Source organism: Nocardia nepalensis, from assembly GCF_048910785.1.
GTDB lineage: Bacteria > Actinomycetota > Actinomycetes > Mycobacteriales > Mycobacteriaceae > Nocardia > Nocardia nepalensis.
The window spans coordinates 497,768-514,780 of record NZ_JBKBET010000005.1 but is presented as its reverse complement, the minus strand read 5'-3'; the positions used below and the strand labels follow the sequence as shown (position 1 = coordinate 514,780).

19 protein-coding genes are annotated in these 17,013 nt (G+C 66.5%); 7 read left to right on the top strand and 12 right to left on the bottom strand.

The window, feature by feature from the left end; translation table 11 throughout:
• Positions 1 to 150 precede the first annotated feature (150 nt).
• From ACHQ4I_RS06690 to ACHQ4I_RS06665, 6 genes are all read right to left on the bottom strand, one after another.
• Entirely contained in the window at positions 151 to 531 is a 381-nt protein-coding gene (locus ACHQ4I_RS06690) for a cupin domain-containing protein (RefSeq protein WP_420770775.1), read from the bottom strand.
• An 85-nt stretch (positions 532 to 616) separates the two neighbouring features.
• Positions 617 to 754 carry a ribbon-helix-helix protein, CopG family gene (locus ACHQ4I_RS06685; protein ID WP_420770774.1) on the bottom strand — a complete coding sequence of 46 codons (138 nt, stop codon included), beginning with the start codon at positions 752 to 754 and terminating at the stop codon, positions 617 to 619.
• Positions 755 to 820: 66 nt separating this feature from the next.
• Positions 821 to 1,858, bottom strand: coding sequence for an aminotransferase class I/II-fold pyridoxal phosphate-dependent enzyme (locus ACHQ4I_RS06680; protein ID WP_420770773.1), 1,038 nt, complete (start codon positions 1,856 to 1,858; stop codon positions 821 to 823).
• Positions 1,855 to 2,913, bottom strand: a complete 1,059-nt coding sequence (locus ACHQ4I_RS06675; protein WP_420770772.1) for a 3-oxoacyl-ACP synthase III family protein — start codon at positions 2,911 to 2,913, stop codon at positions 1,855 to 1,857. The genes ACHQ4I_RS06680 and ACHQ4I_RS06675 overlap by 4 nt, the downstream gene beginning before the upstream one ends.
• Before the next feature lie 9 nt (positions 2,914 to 2,922).
• A complete protein-coding gene (locus tag ACHQ4I_RS06670) occupies positions 2,923 to 3,582 on the bottom strand; it encodes an SRPBCC family protein (RefSeq protein WP_420770771.1) in 660 nt (219 codons plus the stop codon).
• Entirely contained in the window at positions 3,579 to 5,264 is a 1,686-nt protein-coding gene (locus ACHQ4I_RS06665) for a thiamine pyrophosphate-binding protein (RefSeq protein WP_420770770.1), read from the bottom strand. The genes ACHQ4I_RS06670 and ACHQ4I_RS06665 overlap by 4 nt, the downstream gene beginning before the upstream one ends.
• A 175-nt stretch (positions 5,265 to 5,439) precedes the next feature.
• Here ACHQ4I_RS06665 and ACHQ4I_RS06660 point away from each other — a divergent pair, with 175 nt between their 5' ends.
• From ACHQ4I_RS06660 to ACHQ4I_RS06650, 3 genes are all read left to right on the top strand, one after another.
• A complete protein-coding gene (locus ACHQ4I_RS06660; RefSeq protein WP_420770769.1) occupies positions 5,440 to 5,955 on the top strand; it encodes an EXLDI protein in 516 nt (171 codons plus the stop codon).
• A 123-nt stretch (positions 5,956 to 6,078) separates the two neighbouring features.
• Positions 6,079 to 7,068: an ATP-binding cassette domain-containing protein gene (locus ACHQ4I_RS06655; protein ID WP_420770841.1), complete on the top strand. Its 990-nt coding sequence runs from the start codon at positions 6,079 to 6,081 to the stop codon at positions 7,066 to 7,068.
• The gene (locus ACHQ4I_RS06650; RefSeq protein ID WP_420770768.1) at positions 7,065 to 7,832 is read left to right on the top strand and encodes an ABC transporter permease; all 768 of its coding nucleotides are present in this window, start codon (positions 7,065 to 7,067) and stop codon (positions 7,830 to 7,832) included. Before ACHQ4I_RS06655 ends, ACHQ4I_RS06650 begins: the two co-directional genes overlap by 4 nt.
• Before the next feature lie 56 nt (positions 7,833 to 7,888).
• On the opposite strand, the gene ACHQ4I_RS06645 is transcribed toward ACHQ4I_RS06650, so the two are convergent.
• The 3 genes from ACHQ4I_RS06645 to ACHQ4I_RS06635 form a co-directional block, all read right to left on the bottom strand.
• Positions 7,889 to 8,596: a zf-HC2 domain-containing protein gene (locus ACHQ4I_RS06645; protein WP_420770767.1), complete on the bottom strand. Its 708-nt coding sequence runs from the start codon at positions 8,594 to 8,596 to the stop codon at positions 7,889 to 7,891.
• Entirely contained in the window at positions 8,593 to 9,102 is a 510-nt protein-coding gene (locus ACHQ4I_RS06640; protein ID WP_420770766.1) for a sigma-70 family RNA polymerase sigma factor, read from the bottom strand. Before ACHQ4I_RS06640 ends, ACHQ4I_RS06645 begins: the two co-directional genes overlap by 4 nt.
• Before the next feature lie 185 nt (positions 9,103 to 9,287).
• The gene (locus ACHQ4I_RS06635) at positions 9,288 to 9,932 is read right to left on the bottom strand and encodes a YqgE/AlgH family protein (RefSeq protein WP_420770765.1); all 645 of its coding nucleotides are present in this window, start codon (positions 9,930 to 9,932) and stop codon (positions 9,288 to 9,290) included.
• Positions 9,933 to 10,079: 147 nt separating this feature from the next.
• Between ACHQ4I_RS06635 and ACHQ4I_RS06630 the strand changes: the two genes are divergently transcribed.
• Positions 10,080 to 10,841, top strand: coding sequence for a lysophospholipid acyltransferase family protein (locus tag ACHQ4I_RS06630; RefSeq protein WP_420770764.1), 762 nt, complete (start codon positions 10,080 to 10,082; stop codon positions 10,839 to 10,841).
• Positions 10,842 to 10,845: 4 nt separating this feature from the next.
• Here the strand turns inward: ACHQ4I_RS06630 and ACHQ4I_RS06625 are convergent, their stop codons facing one another.
• Positions 10,846 to 11,157, bottom strand: a complete 312-nt coding sequence (locus ACHQ4I_RS06625) for a GNAT family N-acetyltransferase (protein WP_420770763.1) — start codon at positions 11,155 to 11,157, stop codon at positions 10,846 to 10,848.
• Between the two features lie 142 nt (positions 11,158 to 11,299).
• Between ACHQ4I_RS06625 and ACHQ4I_RS06620 the strand changes: the two genes are divergently transcribed.
• A complete protein-coding gene (locus tag ACHQ4I_RS06620; protein ID WP_420770762.1) occupies positions 11,300 to 12,928 on the top strand; it encodes an alpha/beta hydrolase in 1,629 nt (542 codons plus the stop codon).
• A 343-nt stretch (positions 12,929 to 13,271) separates the two neighbouring features.
• Positions 13,272 to 14,456, top strand: a complete 1,185-nt coding sequence (locus tag ACHQ4I_RS06615) for a glycerate kinase (protein ID WP_420770761.1) — start codon at positions 13,272 to 13,274, stop codon at positions 14,454 to 14,456.
• A gap of 208 nt (positions 14,457 to 14,664) precedes the next feature.
• Here the strand turns inward: ACHQ4I_RS06615 and ACHQ4I_RS06610 are convergent, their stop codons facing one another.
• Entirely contained in the window at positions 14,665 to 15,015 is a 351-nt protein-coding gene (locus ACHQ4I_RS06610; protein ID WP_420770760.1) for a winged helix-turn-helix transcriptional regulator, read from the bottom strand.
• A 178-nt stretch (positions 15,016 to 15,193) separates the two neighbouring features.
• Between ACHQ4I_RS06610 and ACHQ4I_RS06605 the strand changes: the two genes are divergently transcribed.
• Positions 15,194 to 16,075 (top strand): NAD(P)-dependent oxidoreductase, encoded by an 882-nt coding sequence (locus ACHQ4I_RS06605; protein WP_420770759.1) that lies wholly within the window; start codon positions 15,194 to 15,196, stop codon positions 16,073 to 16,075.
• A gap of 72 nt (positions 16,076 to 16,147) precedes the next feature.
• On the opposite strand, the gene ACHQ4I_RS06600 is transcribed toward ACHQ4I_RS06605, so the two are convergent.
• The gene (locus ACHQ4I_RS06600; protein WP_420770758.1) at positions 16,148 to 16,945 is read right to left on the bottom strand and encodes an ArsR/SmtB family transcription factor; all 798 of its coding nucleotides are present in this window, start codon (positions 16,943 to 16,945) and stop codon (positions 16,148 to 16,150) included.
• Positions 16,946 to 17,013 lie beyond the last annotated feature (68 nt).

Here is a 17,013-nt window from a genome sequence, read left to right as displayed (position 1 = left end):
TTGATGGGATCGCGGTAGTGCCCTGTCCGGATTGATAGCTGCGGTCATCAGGTCCTGCCGCGGATCCCCATCCGAAGTTCGAACTGCGATGCCCACCGCGACAGTGCGGCACGACTGCCGGGAAGCCCATCCGGTCGGCGTGTGCAGCGCCTATTCGTCGGCGCATTCAGGCGGTGTGACGTGGTGTGACAGCGGGCTGCCGACCGGGGTCAGGTAGAGCACGAACAAGGTCACCGGGGGCGTTCCGAGATTGCGCGCGACATGGGGATGGGCCGGGCCGCTGGGTTCGCGGAAGATTCGGCCGCGCCGGTAGGTGACCGGGGCGCAGTCGGCGCCGGGATGGTCGAGGGTGCCGCGGGCGACGAGAACGAGCAGCGCGCCGTCGTGATAGTGCCAGCCGCTGGTCCCACCCGGTTCGATGACAGTCTGGCGAACGATGACCTCGCGCCGCCCCAACGTGAATCGCAACAGCACCCGACTCGCGGTCCCCTGCGCCGGTGCCGCATTCACCTGGTACTTCCGCCACCGCATAACCCCATCGAACCACCGCGCGCTCGAGAGCAGCTCGTGGACCGGTACAGGTCACTCGAGCCATTCCAGCAATTCGGCGTGCCGTTCAATGGCGCGCGCCAGCCTCGCCTCGATACAGATGGATCGCTTCCTTCGCGATCTCTTGCCTGGAGCGGCCGGCGCGCGCGGCTTCCTCGGTCAGCATGCGGTCGTCTTCGTCATCGAGCCGCAAGGTCATCGCCATAACTGCATCGGATAGCACGGCTGAGGGCGGCGGCGCAGCCGGCGCACGCCGCCGCTCCGACACCACCTAGCGCAATGACTCCAGCGCCTTCAGCACCGCGTTGTCCGCCTCGGGGTCTCCGACGGCGACGCGGGCGCTGCCGTCGGGATACGCCTTGGCCGCGATGCCGGCCCGGCGCAGCGCCGTTGCTACGCCGGGGCCCTGCAGGTACAGGAAGTTTGCGTAGCTGCGCGGCACGGCGATGTGTCGGCGTAGCAACGCGCTGCGCAGGGCCTCGCGTTCGGTGGTGATGCGCAGGATGCGCGCGGCGAGTTCAGGTTCGGCGGCGTAGGACGCGGCGACCGCGGCCACCGCAGCCGAACTCACCCCGAATGGCAATTGCAGCCTGCGCACCCGGCCGATCAGGTCGCGGTGGCCGAAGGCGTAGCCGATGCGCAGTCCGGCCAGCCCATAGGCCTTCGAAAAGGTGCGCAGCACGAGCAGATTCGGATGCCGATTCAGCAGTGCCAGGGTGTCGACCTGATCGGCGGGTCCGAGGAATTCGGCGTACGCCTCGTCCAGGATGACCGGCACCCGACGCGGCACCGCGCACAGGAACGCCTTCAACTCACTGGCCGGGAGCACGGTGCCGGTCGGATTGTGCGGACGGCAGACCACCACCAGACCGGTCCGCTTGTCGATGGCCCTGGTCATCGCCCAGAGATCCTGATTGCCTGCGGCGTCGAGGGCCACCGGGACGACGTCGAGATCGGCCATCTCCGCCATGATCGGATAGCCGTCGAAGGTCGGCGACCCGTAGACGATCCCGGCCCCGCGGGTGGTCAGCGCCTGGATGATCTGCATGGCCACCCCGGTCGCACCGGATCCGACCACCACCTGATCCGAATGCACCCCGACACGGCCCGCGATCAGCCGGGGCAGTCGTTGCGGCAGGAATTCCGGATAGCGGTTGGCCTGTGCCAGTACGTCGTTCACCGCGAGCAGTACCGAAGGCAGTGGCGGAAACGGGTTTTCGCTCAGGCTCAGATCGAACCGTGGCTGCGGTCGCCGGCTGCGATGCTGCTGCTGCGAGGGCCGAGACTCATCGGCCAACCGCATGCTCATCGCGCCGCACCCCAGCGCACCGCCGCGGCCCCGGCGAAATCACCGGCGTGCGCGAAGGCCGAAAGCAGCACGACCGATCCGTTGCGCAGCCGACCGGCCCGGTTCTCGGTATCGAGGGTGACGGGAATGCCCGCGGCGAAGAGGTTTCCGCACTGGTCGAAGGTGTCGGGATGCCGCTCCGGCGGCAGTTCCAGCGCATCGTGCCAGTTGCGCAGGAACAGCCGGTTCGGCTGGTTGGTGACGAAGGTGTCGATATCGCGACCCTTCACCCCGATCCGATCGCAGACCGCCAGCGCCACCTCGGGCACCAGCCGATTGCCGCGCGCGAACACCTTGGTGATCTTCGATTCGGTGAAGCTGACGCAGCCCTGACCCTCGCCCGGCTCCCAGTACTTGCGCTCGCCATTGGTCGAGAACTCCATATCCCCGGCGAATTCGGGATAGGTGCGGCATTCGATATCGAGGATCGGTGCGGAATCGTCCTTGACGAGCAGTCCGACGCCGCTGCCGTCGCCGGGCACCGGGGCCTGGGCGAGTTTGCGGATCTCGGGCTGGGTGAAGACCGGGCCCGCGCAGTTCTGCGACACCGCGATGAGCGCGGTGCGCGCGTCGGTGGTCTGCAGGATCATCCTGGCCATCGCCATCATGTGCACGAAGGCCGCGCAGCCGCCGTTGTGCACGTCGTAGACGAATCGGGGCTGCATGCCGAGGCGGCGGGCCACCTCGGGACCGCATCCCATGACCGGGTTGTCCGGGAGCTGGGTGTGTGTGATCAGCACATCGATATCGGAAATCGCCGATGCGCCATGGCGTTCGATCAGCGGCGCGACGGCGCGCTCGACCATATCCACCGCGGTCTCGTCCCTGGCCACATGATGGCGAGCCTTGGGCGAGCGGAACATGACGTTCTTGGCCATCCGGTCGGATCGGCTGTACTGCGTGAAGTATTCGGTGCCGACCGGTTCACCCGGCAGATAGCTCGCCACATCGACGAGGCTGACCGTCGGCAGGCTACTAGCGCCGGGGCCAAAGGGTACTTCGGAGTTCGAGATCATGGTGTGGCCTCACTTCATCCAGTCGGGCTTGATCGGCAGGCCGTGCGCCGCACGGTATTCGCAGATCGCCTTGAGGTTGTCCATCTCGAGCTGGTGCCCGGCGGAGAACATCTCCCAGAAGTCGCCCACCCATACCGGCCGCTTTTCGGGAGCCGTTTCGGGATAGGGGTTTTCGTCGTAGAACGGGTGATGGCAGTTCACCCACAGCACCACCGAACCCGGCTTGTTGAACACCACTTGGGCGTCGATCACCCGCAGCAGGTAGATCATCCACAGGTGCTGGCTCTGGTCCCAGGCGCAGTGGTAGTCGACGGTCATGGCCTCGCGGTGTGCGACGGTGCGGGTGAAGATCTTGGTCGATGGGCCGAGCCGGTCGAAGGCCAGCCACAGCCCCGGTTCCTCGGTTTCCACGAATCCGCGCAGGCTGTAGGTCCATTCCTCCAGGCAGCGAGTATCGGCGAGGTAGTCGAACACCTCCTGCGGCGGTGCGGCGATATACGCCTGCACCGGGCAGAATTCGCCGAAGATCTGGTCGTGCGGGTACACCGACCGCAACATGTCCATGATGATCGGGGTGGTGGCGTCCTTATCGGAGTTCTCGATCCGCAGTACGCCGGGAATCACATCGTCGGGGATATCGCTGAGGGCGGGGAGGGCGCTTGTCGTCACTGCTTCTTCTCCAATGTCGCGAGGAACGGGATGAACGGTGGAACCTCGTCGGGGTCGACGTCGATCGAAATGAACGACGGCCCTTCGGTTTCGACGCATCGCCCCAGTGCGATGGCCAGGTCTTCGGTAGTACGGACGGAGTACGCGGGCAGTTCAGGGAACATCGCGTCGATGCCGGCTCCCAGATGTGCTGGCCGAAATCGGTTGAAGCTGTACCGATCCTGGTAGTAGAGCTGTTCGCGGGTGACGCACATGGCGTGCGCGTTGTTGTTCAGCACGATGAACGTGACCGGCAGGTCGTGTTCGATCGCGGTGTGCAATTCCATGCCGTGCATGTAGAAGGCGCCGTCACCGGCGATGACAACGGTGCGCCTGGTCCCGGAGGGACCGCGATGGCGTGCGAATGCCGAACCTATTGCTGCGCCGAAGGCGTAACCCATCCCGCCCATGCCGAGCGCGACCACGAATCGGCCGCCCTGCGGCACCCGCAGATGATGCACCACGGCCGCGCCGGTATTGCCGGCATCCGCGAAAACATCGGTGCCCGCCGGTAATAGCGCCTCGATGGTCTCGACCAACTCGCGGTAGCGTAGACCGGGTCCGGTCGCTTCGGGTACGAGCAAGGGCGTCAGTGCCTGCGGCGTATACGGGCGGTTGGGGTTCGACATCTTTGTGTCGCCGCTGAATTCATCCGCGAGCGCCGCCAGATCGAGGGCGAGATCGGTGCTCGTGGCGTGGATCGCTGACACATACGGCGCGGTGACGCCGATATGCGCGACGTTGCCTTCGGCCAGCAGTTCATCCAGCCCAGTGCGCGCGGTGATCGGCATCGGCGTGCCGATGATCAGGCACAGCGCCGCGGAGCGCAGGGCCGCCGACAACTCAGCATGCCCCATACTCCCGGCGACGCCGCAGAATGCGGGGTCGGCGTTGTCATAGGTGTCCTTCGCATCCGGCGCGACACCGACCACGGCATCCAATGTCCGTGCCAGCCAGGCGAGTTCGCCGCGCGCATCGTCGCGCGCCACCTGGTCGCCCGCGATGATCACGATCTTGCCGACCTTGCGGGCCGCGGTCAGCGCCGCACGCACCCGTGCCATGCCGCTCTCATCGCGCCGGTGCGTCGGCGGTGGCAACCGGAACGGCGCAACATCACCGATATCGCTCTGCTGCACATCCTTGGGCAGCAACAGCACGGCGGGCCCGCCGCGCCGGGCGCCGCCGACTGCCCTGGCCACCATGTCGGGAAGGTCGGCGGCGGTCTCGACGCGGGCGCAGTACTGGGTGATCTCGCCGAACATCCGGACCGCATCGATGGTGCCGGCGAGTCCGCTGGAGTCCTGGAACGCGCCGCGCCCCTCCAATGCGGTCGGCGGCTGGCCGACCAGCGCCAGCACCGGCACCCGCGATGCGTACGCTTCGGCAAGTCCGGCAACGAGATTCATCGCACCGCCGCCGGAGGTGGCGGCCACGACACCGAGCCCGCCGGTCGAACGGGCATAGCCGTCGGCCATGGTGGCGGCCGAAAACTCGTGCTTGGCAACGATTCCGGTGACGTCATAGGGCGCGTCGAAGAGCGCGTCGTACAGATCCTCGATGTTCGCGCCGTCGACACCGAAGATATGTCGCACGCCAAGGGTGGAAACCGCTCGAACCAGATAATCTACGACCCTGCTCGGCATCGGCACTCCTCTCGCAGCGACCTGCGGAGCGCGCCCAGCACATCCACCACGATCGCACATCGCGTACACGTGAAATACGAGTTGGACTCCGGCTGGGTTCAATGCCTCGCGCAAGATGCACTTTGAGAATTCCCTGAGGCTTGCGTGTACGTATACATCTACGTATAGTGAGTTCATGCCCAACAAGACGATCTACGTTGCCGATGACGATTTGCCGCTGTTCCAGCGCGCGCAGGAGCTGGTCGGCGGCAACCTCTCGGGAGCGGTGACCACCGCGCTGCGGCGGTTCATCGAGCTGGAGGAGGGCAGGCTGGAGGGCTACGACGAGGTGGTGCTGCGGGTCGGTCACAACGGCGTGCGCCAGGTCCGCTTCTCCGGCGCCCTGCTCGGCGAGCACCGCGACGTGAACGAAGAGCGGATGGAACACGTCCGGGTGTATCGCAGCCGGAAGGGCAAGTTCGTCATGCACGCGCAGTACTCGAACTGGGACGAATACCCGCAGAGCTCCAATTGGGTCAAGGATCTGACGAACTGGCGTCGCATGCTCGGCGTCGGTGATCAGGACTGGGGCGACTTCATTTTCGAGGTCGTCGATTCGCTGGGCGAATTGAAGGGAAAGATTCCGGACAAGCTCTACGAGCGGGTGGCTCAGATCGCCGATCGCCCGCCGGTCGAGGAACTCGACATCTAGCCGGAGCGTCACCCCGGACAACCGAACACCACTATCGAACGCCGCACCGGACTCCGGTCGCGGTGCGGATAACTCATGCTGTCATTCGCATTATTTTATGAAAATTTCCGCGAAAGGAAGAACATGACCAGCGGTCATCGCGCCCCCGCCATTTCGGCGCTGGGCCTGCGCAAATCGTTCGGTGAGCAGGTGGTGCTCGATGGCATCGACATCACGGTCGCGCAGGGCACGATCTACGCCCTCCTCGGTCCGAACGGTGCGGGCAAGACCACCACCGTGCAGATCCTCACCACGCTGATCCAGGCCGATGCGGGCGAAATCCGCGTCGACGGCCACGATCCGACCGTCGAGCCCGATGCCGTGCGCACCGCGATCGGCGTGACCGGCCAGTTCTCCGCGGTCGACGAACTGCTGACCGGTCGGGAAAACCTGATCCTCATGGGCGATCTGCACCATCTGCCGCGCCGCGAGAGCAAGCGCCTGGCCGCCGAACTGCTCGAGCGCTTCGATCTGGTCGATGCGGGCGATAAGACCGCGGCCACCTACTCCGGCGGCATGGTTCGCCGGCTCGACCTGGCCATGACGCTGGTCGGCGACCCGCGCATCATCTTCCTCGACGAGCCGACCACCGGCCTGGATCCGCGCAGCCGGCGGGCCATGTGGGACATCATCCGCGGGCTGGTCGACGACTACAGCGTGACCGTCTTGCTCACCACGCAGTACCTGGACGAGGCCGATCAACTCGCCGACCGGATCGCCGTGCTCGATCGCGGCCATATCGTCGCCGAAGGCACCGCGGCGGAACTGAAGCGGCTGGTGCCCGGCGGCTACATCCGGCTCGAGTTCGCCGATCAGGCCGGGCTGGACGCCGCGACGCGCGCACTCGGCGAAGCCGCACGCCTGCTCGACGCGCAAGAGTTCACACTCGCCGTCCCCAGCGACGGCGGCGTCAGATCGCTGCGCTCCGTGCTCGACCGGCTCGACTACGAGCAGATCGAGGTCGAGGGCCTCGCGGTGCACACGCCCAACCTCGATGACGTCTTCCTCACTCTGACCGGACATTCGACCGACGATGCCGTCGATCCGACCCTCGAAAAGGAGGCCGTGCGATGAGCACGTCCTACGCGCTCGCCGATTCGGCGACCATGCTGCGCCGCAATCTGTTGCACGCCAAGCGTTATCCCAGCATGACCTTCGGCGTCGTCCTGATGCCGATCGTGCTGTTGCTGACGTTCAACTTCGTATTCGGCGGCGCGCTGGAGAAGTCCTCCGGCGGCCACTACATCGACTACCTGACACCCGGCATGCTGCTGATGATCCCGGCCTATATGACCGCGTCGGCAGCGGTGTCCATCAATACCGACGCCACCAAGGGCATCGTCAACCGGTTCCGCACCATGGCGATCTCCCAGTCCTCGATACTCACCGGACATGTGATCGGTGTGCTCATCCAGGCCGTACTGGGCATCGTCGCCATGGTTCTGGTCGCACTGCTCATCGGTTTCCGGCCGTCGGCGAATGTGGTCGAATGGCTGGCCGCATTCGGGCTGCTCGCCCTGCTCGTCTTCGCGCTCACCTGGCTCGCGGTCGCGCTGGGTCTGATCTCGCCGAATCCGGAGAGCGCGAGCAATGGGCTGTTCCCGATCATCATGCTGCCGTTCCTCGGCAGCGGCCTGGTCGGCACCGACACCATGCCGGTCGGCCTGCGTCAGTTCGCCGAATACCAGCCCTTCACCCCGCTGACCGAGACCATCCGCGGTCTGCTCATGGGCACCGAGATCGGCAACAACGGCATCATCTCCATCGCCTGGTGCGTCGGCATCGCGGTGTTCGGATACGCCTGGTCGACCTCGGTCTTCCGCAAGAAGACCCGCTGATTCGACAGCGGCACAATCGATCCCCCGCCTGTTACCAGGCGGGGGATCGCCGCGTATCAGATAGTGCCGGCCAGCAGCGTCTCGCCCGTCGACGCCAACCGGATCTGCACCGCCTGGATCTGCTCCGGCGCCTTGTCCACGGTCCGGTCGATCGTCAGCTCGGTCCCGGGCCCGGCGGGCCACTGATCGAGTTTGCTCTGGCTGCCGTCGGTGCCGATGACGTACAGGTCGAGATTCCAGTTGTAGCGCTGATCGCTCGGGCCGTAGCTGCAGGTCATCACGATCCGCGTCTTGCCGTCGGCCCGAACGACTTTGAAGCTGGCCGTCACCGGGTTCGGCTTGATCGCCTGCATACTGCGTTCGGCCACAACCTGTTCGGTGCTCGTCTGATCCACGGCGGTGACCGAGGTCACCACCGGAACCGCGATGGCCACCGCCGCGGCCGCCGCCGCGATGGCAGCACCGACGGAAGCCCACCGGCTGCGGCGCCTGCGCCGCTCGGCGGCGTCGGCGAGCCGGGGCAGCAGCTGTGCGGGCGGGACCGGTTCGGACGCGGGCACTTCCGGTGGCTCGATCATCGCGAGCGCGGTGTCGGGTTCGACCATGGCCAGCAATCCCGGGAGTCCGGCGATATCGGACACCGCGGCCCGGCAGACCGGGCAGCCCGCCAGATGCTCTTCGTACTCCCGCCGTTCGGTGCGGGTCAGGGAGCCGAGAACGTACGGTGCGTCCCACGTCGAGTAGTCGTCGGCAATATCCGTCATTGGTTCGTCACCCCCATCTCCTGTAATGCCAGCCGTAGGGCCCGCATGCCGTAGTGCATACGGGATTTCACCGTGCCCGCCGGGATATCGAGTTCGTCGGCGATCTGGTGAGTGGAAAGTCCTCGATAGTAGGCGCGCACGATCACCTCGCGATGATCGGCGCTGAGCCGTCCCAGCGCGTCCGCGACCAGCCAGCCGTCCAGGGCCCGATCGGCCTGATCCGGTGCGGCCTGCTCCGGCGGGTTGTCGGTGCGGAACTCGCGCCGGTTGCGGGCGCTGCGATGCTCATCCACGGCGAGATTGCGTGCGACCGTGAACAACCAGGCCCGCGCCGATGTCGTGGATTGATCGAGCACATTCGGGCGCTGCCAAGCTCGCAACAACGTCTCTTGCACGATGTCCTCGGCCCGACCTGGATCGCGAACCAAGCCGAGCGTGTACCGCCATAGCGCCGAAGCATGTTCCTGATAGAGAACTCGCATCAGCTCGGCTTGTTCTTCGGGCATTGGTCACCTGCTCCCCCGCCTTCCCGCGTCTTTTGCCGGTTGTTGGGCAGTCCCTGAGCTTCGTCGCGGGCCGACGGTTGTTGGGGTAGTTGACTTCTGGGCGTCCCCGACGAGTTATGCATGTTCTCGCCGGATCAGTCGTCATGTCGCATGTCGGTATTTCCTCCTTCATGCAGACCACGTCCCTAGTTGCGTTCCAGTTCAATCGGGTGTGTCGCGAGCAGCGAGAGGGGCAGCGGCTGGCGACGCAGGACATGGGCCCACAGGTCCGAGCGGCCGGTGCTGATCGGGTCGGAGGGCAGGGCGGAGAGCACGATCCAGTCGTTGTTCTGCAGTTCGCCCTCGAGCTGGCCGAAGGTCCAGCCCGCGTAGCCGGCGAAGATCCGCAGACCCTCGATCAGCGGGGTGATCTTGTCCGGGTCCGCGTCGAGGTCGACGAGCACCACGCGGCCATCGATCCGGCGTAGCCCGGAGACACCGGCGATCGACGCGCCGACCCGCACGGTACCCAGGCATAGCGCCGCGTCGCGTTTGACCGGGCCGCCGATGAACAGGGTGCGCGGCGCGGCCGCCGCCTCGGTCCAGCGCGGCAGCACATCGTGCACCGCGGTATCGCTCGGGCGGTTGAGTACGACGCCGAGGCTACCCGCGTCGTTGTGCTCGATGATGTACACGACGGTGCGCCGAAAGGTCGGTTCGACCAATTCGGTCGCCGAAACCAGCAGGGTGCCGGCGCGCACCACCTGCTCGCCGTGCCGGAAATCGCGTCGCCTGCGGTCGCCGTGTCCGCCGCGAGTCTTCCGATCGTCCGGGTCATCTCCGCGTGCCACTCCGACATCATCGCACCGTCTCGGGTGGTTCGTCGGTCAAGCGGCCGGTGGATTCCCGGACCGGTGGCGAGCTGTCCCTTTCGAGTGACCCCGGAGCAGTCGCCAGCGGCCCGACAACCCCGGAAAACGACCGGTTAGTGTGTGGCCATGGAACGGCCCGAGGTTCTCCTCGACAATGCGGACACTGTCTACAACTTCTATCGCGAACACCGGCAGAACCGGCTGAAGGCGTGGGGCGCCTATGCCATTCTCGGGCGTCGATACCATCCGCGCGTCGCGTACGCCGAGGGTGCGCGCAAGCTGCTGCACCAGGTGATCCGCGAGCGCCGACCGTTGCTCGTCGCGATCAACCATCTTTCCGAATCCGATCCGTACACCGTCGCCGCCGCGGCCTGGCGCAGTGAATTGCGCAGAGTGATCGGTCGGGTGCGCGTGCTGGCCAAGGACGAGCTGTTCCTCGAAGAAGAACAGCGCCGCAAGATCGACATGATGGGCGGTATCCCGGTGTTCCGCGGCAAGGACCACGGCCTGCGGGCGGTGAATGCCGCCGGTCAGCGGATGATGGATATCTGCGCTGAACGGATGGCCGATGGCGACGGGATCGCGGTCTTTCCGGAGGGCACCTGCAACGACGTCGACCACACCGAAGTGCAGGCGGTGGGCAGCGGGATCGGTCACATCGCCTTCCGGGCAATGAAGTTGGGTGCGGAGCCGGTGCTGGTCAGCATGGGTTTGAGCTACGGGCCCCGACCCGATCCGACCCTGCCGGTCACCAAGGAAGAGGCCAAGGGGGCCAGCTTCTACTTCGGGGTGCCGATCACCGAGTTGCCCGCGAAGCCCGCGGAGATCGCCCGGCTGGTGCGCACGGATCTGCAGCACGCGCTCGACGGGGCCGTCGCCGCGTACTGAATCCCTACTGCGGCAGGCCGAGTTTCTGCCGTGCCCACTGCGGGACCAGCGCGATGTACTCCGGCCTCGACTCGACGAAGTGGTGCACCATCGGGCACATCGGCAGAATGCCGAAGCCCTCCCGACGCGAGGCGTTCAATGCCGCCTGCACCAGCACTCGCCCGTATCCATGGCCTTCGTGCCCGGGATGGATCTCTATATGGACGAAGGCCCGTTCGGAGGCGGTGTCCTGGTATTCGGCGTATCCGGCGATGGCACCGTCGACGTAGATCTCGAAGCGTTCCAGCGTGGTGTTGTTACGGACCTCAGTCGACATGGCTCGACGCTACTCCGGTGTGGGCGGGAAACGGTGCACCGCAGGACAAATCGGACCGATCGGGTGCTCGACTTGTCTACCGGTCCCGGGGTGGCAAGAATGCTCTTGGTCGCGCCGAACACTTCCGGCGGAGGTACGAAAAATGTTTAGGGCGCTGGGTCTTTCGCGAGTACTGGGTCTTTCGCGAGCGCGGGGTCTTTCACGAGCACTGGTCGCGGTGGCCAGCGCGAGCCTGATCAGCGGATCGATCGTCACGGGATCGGCCGCGGCCGCACCGGCCGCCTCCTTCGGCGACTGCCCGGACTCGGCGGTGACCGAGGGCCGCGGCGTGCAATGCGCGGTGATCTCGGTTCCGATGAATTACGCCGAGCCCGACGGCGCGCGCATCGAGCTCACCGTCAGCCGGATCGCCGCCACCGCGCAACGCCGGGGCGTCATCGTCGCCAACCCGGGCGGACCCGGTGCGGACGCCCTGGACTACTGGGCCCGCCGAATCGACTCGCTGCCCGCAGAACTCAACCAGCACTACGACCGGGTCGCGGTGCAGCCGCGCGGACTGCGCTGGGCCACCCCGCTGCGCTGTGAGTCCAGTGCAGCCGCGTCGAAATCGGCCGAGGGCGATGAGGTTTCGCTGGGCGCCGGTAATCGCGACGACATCAAGAAGGCCTGCGACGCCGCGCTGCCCGGCTACCTCGACACCATCACCACCGAGAGCACCGCCCGCGATCTGGACGAGGTGCGCGCCGCGCTCGGCGTCGACCGGATCAGTTATCTCGGCACCTCCTACGGCACCTACCTCGGCGCGGTGTACGCATCGCTGTTCCCGCACCGGGTGGATCGAATGGTGTTGGACTCCAACGTCAATCCCGACTGGGTATGGACCGAGGAGTTCGCCCAGCAGCAGGTCGCCGGCAAGCAGCGCCTCGACGATCTGTTCGCCTGGATCGCCGAGCACAGCGGTGACTACGGACTCGGTGACACGGCGTTGCAGGTCTACCAGAACTGGGTGCGGCTGGTCGCGGACCAGGGCGGCGGCTGGTACGCCAACCTGACCCCGCCGCCAGCGAGCGTCGCCGATCTGCCCGGCGCACTGCCCGAGCCGCTCGCCGAGATCGCCCGCGACGGCTTCAACGGCAGCGTGGAGCAGGCGGGCAAGGTACAGAATCTGGTGCGCCTCATGCTCACCGGCGGGGCGTCCGCGCAGGTTCCGCTGGTCGGCGCGACCGCCGTCGCCACCTACACCCGCACCTTCTGGCCGACCTTCGCCCGGGCGATGGCCGATGCCAATATCGACCCGAAGAATGTGCGCCAGCTGCTCGCCATCGAGGGCGCCACCAGCACCGATCCCACCGGCCGCTTTGTCTTCTCCGCCATCACCTGCAATGAGAACGCGGTGCGCGGCAGACTCGAGCTGATCGGCTCGGCCTTCGCCACCATCGCCTCCGGCGGCAATGCGATGGACGCACGCGCCGATCTGGTCCGCTCCGGAACCGCCTGCGGTAACTGGAAACCGGTCACCAAACCGGTGCCGATCAACGGCAAGGACCTGCGCACCCGTCCGCTGCTGCTGCAGAGCCGCCGCGACGCGCTGACCACCTATGCGGGCGGTCCGGCCATGGCGCGCGCGATCGGCGGGTCGCTGATCACCGTCGAGGGCGGCGACCATGGTGCGTTCGGGCGCGGGAACACCGCCGTCGACGAGGCGGTGATGACCTATCTGCGGACCGGAGTGGTCACCATCGATCACGCCGAGCAGGCGCCTTTGCGATAGGCGGTCGGTCGGGCCGCCATCGACCACGCTGATCAGGCGCGATGCGAGGGCGGTGCCGGGTCGGGTCGCTGTCGGCCACGCTGATCTGCCCCGACGGGGTGGGCGGTGCCGGGGCGGGTCCGGTTGCTGTCGGCCACACTGATCAGGGGCGGTGCCGGGTCGGGTCGCTGTCGACCACGCTGATCAGCCCCGACGCCGTGGGCGGTGCTGGGGCGGGTCCGGTTGCTGTCGGCCACACTGATCAGGCGCGATGCGGTGGGCGGTGCTGGGGCGGGTCGCTCGACGCCGCTGATCAGGCCCGCTGCGCTCCGCGGTGCTTCACGGCGCAGGTGACACTGCGCTGATGGCCCGACGTGCGACCATCGGCGCCAGCCCCGACAATGTGGGGATGACATCCGCGCCCCGGGTGGTGCTTGCCCCGGACAAGTTCAAGGGCTCGCTGACCGCTCCAGAGGTCGCGGGCGCGTTGGCCGCTGGCATTACGCGCGCCTGCCCGTCGGCCGAGATCCGGCAGGTGCCGGTCGCGGACGGCGGTGACGGAACCGTCGACGCATTCGTGGCCGCCGGCTGGGAGCGGATCGAGGTCGATGCGCCCGGCCCGACCGGCGTACCGGATACCGCGGCCTACGCGGTACACGGGACCACGGCCGTGATCGAATTGGCCGCGACCGTCGGGCTGGCGAAACTCCCAGGGGGACAAGCCGATCCACTCGGAGCGCACACCTATGGACTCGGCGTCGTCATCGCGCACGCACTCGACCGAGGTGCCACCGACATCGTCCTCGGCCTCGGCGGAAGCGCCTCCACCGACGGCGGTGCGGGCATGCTGCAAGCCCTCGGCGCCCGCATCCTGGACGCCGATGGCAATGAATTACCCATGGGCGGAGCCGCTTTGGCGCATGCCGCCCGCTTGGACCGCGCCGGATTGCAGCCACGCATCGCGAATGCGACCTTCACCTTGGCCTGCGACGTCGACAACCCACTGCTCGGCCCGACCGGCGCGGTCGCGGTATACGCGCCCCAAAAGGGCGCAACGCCGTGGGACCTGCCCATTCTCGAAGCGGCACTGACGAACTGGGCGACCGTCGTCGCACCGGACTTCGCGAAAGTCCCCGGCGCGGGCGCGGCGGGCGGCACCGGCTTCGGCGCACTTGCGGTGCTCGGCGCACATGTCCGCAGCGGCATCGACGTCGTACTCGAACTACTCGATTTCCCAACACTTCTCGACGCGGCCACCCTCGTCGTCACCGGCGAGGGCTCCCTCGACGCCCAAAGCCTGCACGGCAAGGCCCCGATCGGCGTCTGCGAGGTCGCGCGCAAAGCAGGTGTCCCGGTGGTGGCCGTGGCAGGCCGAATTCTCCTCACCCGCGCGGAGATCCGGGCCGCAGGTTTCGCTGCCTCCTATTCGCTCGCCGACCTCGAACCGGACCCCGCCCGCTCAATGTCGCGCCCGGTGCCCCTATTGGAACGCGTAGGTGAACAGATTGCCAGCCACCACCTGCGGATTCGACCTCACAACCTGTCATAGCCGCTGCCCAGCATGATCACAGCATTGCTAGGTCAATGGCATCGCCCGGACGGTTCGAACTAGCGCCACATCCAGCTAGCTCGCACCGCTATCCGCTGGCCGAGCGTAGTGATATGGCGGTTGAATGCGGCGTGTGCGACCACCATCCGACTACGCTCGATGGAACCCCTCGGACCCAGCTATTTGGCACTGATGCACAGGTCCGCGATCAGCTCGCGGATGCCATGAGGCTTCCCAGGAGTTGGTGGCGGTTGCGGTCGCCCCAGGCTTCGAGCGGACGCAACGCGACTGCGAGTTCCTCGCCGAGTGCGGTGAGCGAATATTCGACGCGCGGCGGGACTTCGGGGAAGACCTCGCGGTGGACCACACCGCTGGCTTCGAGCTGACGCAGATTTTCGGCGAGGACCTTCTCGCTCACGCCGGTGAGCAGCTTGCGGATCTGGCCGAAGCGCTGCGGACCCGCGCCGAGCACCCACATCAGGTGCAGTTTCCATTTGCCGCCGACGACGTCGATCGCCAGCGACATGCCGCACACCTCGTGATCCGCGTCACTGCTCATGTCCACCGCACTCCTTTGACCTGAATTCGAACCTCGAGGTAAGCAACCGCACCCGAACGTTCGGTCTTCCCGACCCTACCTGCGACAACGACCATGGAGTCCGGCCGTAGCGACTGTTTGCAGGTCGCTCGAAAGGGTCAGCTGACAACCAATCGAACGAGAACCGAAGGGGCACACAATGTCCGAGCAGAGCACCGCTGGATCCGTCTCCGTCGTCGGCCTCGGGCCGATGGGCCAGGCCATGGTCCGGGCCTTCCTGGCCGCCGGTATCGAGGTCACGGTGTGGAACCGCAGCACCGAGAAGGTCGACGCCATGGTCGAACTCGGCGCGAAGCGGGCCGCCACGGTCGCCGAGGCGCTGGACGCCAATGAGGTGACCGTCCTCAGTCTCACCCACTACGCCGCCATGTACGACGTGCTCGGCCAGGCGACCGACCACCTGGCGGGCAGGGTGATCGCCAACCTTTCCTCGGATTCACCCGAGAAGGCCCGCAAGGGTGCGGCCTGGGTCCGCGGGCACGGCGCCGAGTTCATCTCCGGCGGCGTCATGTCGGCGGGCGACAATATCGCGCATCCGGCGTCGTTCATCTTCTACAGCGGGCCGCGCGCGGTCTTCGACGCGCATGCCGAACTGCTGCGCCCGCTGAGCCCGCAGGAATACCTCGGTGTGGACGACGGTCTCGCGCAGGTCTTCTACCAGGCCGGATTGATCATCTTCCACCCCTGGATGCTCGCCTTCGATCAGGCGCTCGCGGTGATCGAGAAGTCCGGTCACAGCATCGACCAGTTCCTGCCCTTCGCGCTGCGCTCGGCCGCGGCGTACCCGTACTTCATCGAGGATTTCGCGGCCGCGGCGAAGGCGGGCGGCTGGGGCACCCTGGCCAGCCTGAAGATGATGGATGCGGGCGCGCAGCACATTATCGAGGCCAGCGAGGAGGTCGGCGTCGACGCGACGCTATCGCATGCTTCGCAGGGTCTGTGGCGGCGTGCCATCGCGGCCAGCGAGCAGGCGGGTCAGCCGGTTCCGGTGTACCAGTTGTTCACCGGGCAGCGGGACTGAAAGCGGTCATCGGTTTCCCGTTTCTCTTCGCAACGAGGTGTAGCGCAATGCCGCCAGCCAGGTGATCGGTGGCTATGCGGGCGGTCCCGGCAGGGTCTCGCCGGTTTCCAGCAAGGTTTTGAGGTTGGACAAGATGCTCGGCCAACCGCCGCTGATCCCCGCCAGGACGGCGCTGCCGGGCTCGAAGCCGTTGTGTACCACGGTCAACTTCACCAGCTCGGGACCGGCGGGCTCGAGTTCGAAGGTGACCTTTGAGCGGGGCTCGCGTGCCCATGCGGCTACGTCGTCGGGGTGCATGTCGAATGCGGTGGCGAAGGCGGGGTCGAAGGTGTGCCAGGTGTAGGAGAGCTTGCGGTATGGATCTGATTCCAGGACCACCTGTTGGGCATCCTTGCTGGTCCAATCCCGTTGGTGCCACACCATTTCCGAGCCGGGCCGCCAATCGGTGTCGAAACTCGCACCCCAGTAGCGGTCGGTGAAGGCGGGGTCGGTAAGGGCCTGCCAGAGCCGCTCCGGAGTGGTTTTGATGTAGGTGGTGTAGACGAATGCGGTGTCACTCATGGGGTTTGCCTCCAATGCTTGTTTCAGGTCGGCCAGGGCGTGCACGCGCCCGCGGTGGTAGCGGGTGATCCACCGGTCGGCTATGGCGTTGATGGGTTCGGCGTTGAGGTAGTGCAGTTTTTCGCGGCCGCTGCGGCGGGTGGTGATCAGATTGGCGGCCTCCAGGACCGCGAGGTGCTTGCTCACCGATTGGCGGGCCATATCCAGTTCGGCGCACAAGTCGCGCAGGGTTTGCCCGTTGCGCGCGTTGAGACTGTCGAGCAGCCTTCTGCGGCTCGGGTCGGCGAGAGCTCTGAATACCTCGTCCATGCCACCTTCTCCGGGATATGCAGACGTTCGGCTGCGCATTCCAATGATAGGCAGCCGTTTGGCTGCAT

Coding starts and splice junctions, on each gene's coding strand:
- ACHQ4I_RS06665 (WP_420770770.1), bottom strand. CDS start 5,264: ATGCCGAGCAGGGTCGTAGATTATCTGGTTCGAGCGGTTTCCACCCTT.
- ACHQ4I_RS06615 (WP_420770761.1), top strand. CDS start 13,272: ATGGCCCGACGTGCGACCATCGGCGCCAGCCCCGACAATGTGGGGATG.
- ACHQ4I_RS06600 (WP_420770758.1), bottom strand. CDS start 16,945: ATGGACGAGGTATTCAGAGCTCTCGCCGACCCGAGCCGCAGAAGGCTG.
- ACHQ4I_RS06680 (WP_420770773.1), bottom strand. CDS start 1,858: ATGAGCATGCGGTTGGCCGATGAGTCTCGGCCCTCGCAGCAGCAGCAT.
- ACHQ4I_RS06685 (WP_420770774.1), bottom strand. CDS start 754: ATGGCGATGACCTTGCGGCTCGATGACGAAGACGACCGCATGCTGACC.
- ACHQ4I_RS06630 (WP_420770764.1), top strand. CDS start 10,080: ATGGAACGGCCCGAGGTTCTCCTCGACAATGCGGACACTGTCTACAAC.
- ACHQ4I_RS06625 (WP_420770763.1), bottom strand. CDS start 11,157: ATGTCGACTGAGGTCCGTAACAACACCACGCTGGAACGCTTCGAGATC.
- ACHQ4I_RS06675 (WP_420770772.1), bottom strand. CDS start 2,913: ATGATCTCGAACTCCGAAGTACCCTTTGGCCCCGGCGCTAGTAGCCTG.
- ACHQ4I_RS06645 (WP_420770767.1), bottom strand. CDS start 8,596: ATGACGGATATTGCCGACGACTACTCGACGTGGGACGCACCGTACGTT.
- ACHQ4I_RS06650 (WP_420770768.1), top strand. CDS start 7,065: ATGAGCACGTCCTACGCGCTCGCCGATTCGGCGACCATGCTGCGCCGC.
- ACHQ4I_RS06655 (WP_420770841.1), top strand. CDS start 6,079: ATGACCAGCGGTCATCGCGCCCCCGCCATTTCGGCGCTGGGCCTGCGC.
- ACHQ4I_RS06640 (WP_420770766.1), bottom strand. CDS start 9,102: ATGCCCGAAGAACAAGCCGAGCTGATGCGAGTTCTCTATCAGGAACAT.
- ACHQ4I_RS06690 (WP_420770775.1), bottom strand. CDS start 531: ATGCGGTGGCGGAAGTACCAGGTGAATGCGGCACCGGCGCAGGGGACC.
- ACHQ4I_RS06620 (WP_420770762.1), top strand. CDS start 11,300: ATGTTTAGGGCGCTGGGTCTTTCGCGAGTACTGGGTCTTTCGCGAGCG.
- ACHQ4I_RS06660 (WP_420770769.1), top strand. CDS start 5,440: ATGCCCAACAAGACGATCTACGTTGCCGATGACGATTTGCCGCTGTTC.
- ACHQ4I_RS06605 (WP_420770759.1), top strand. CDS start 15,194: ATGTCCGAGCAGAGCACCGCTGGATCCGTCTCCGTCGTCGGCCTCGGG.
- ACHQ4I_RS06610 (WP_420770760.1), bottom strand. CDS start 15,015: ATGAGCAGTGACGCGGATCACGAGGTGTGCGGCATGTCGCTGGCGATC.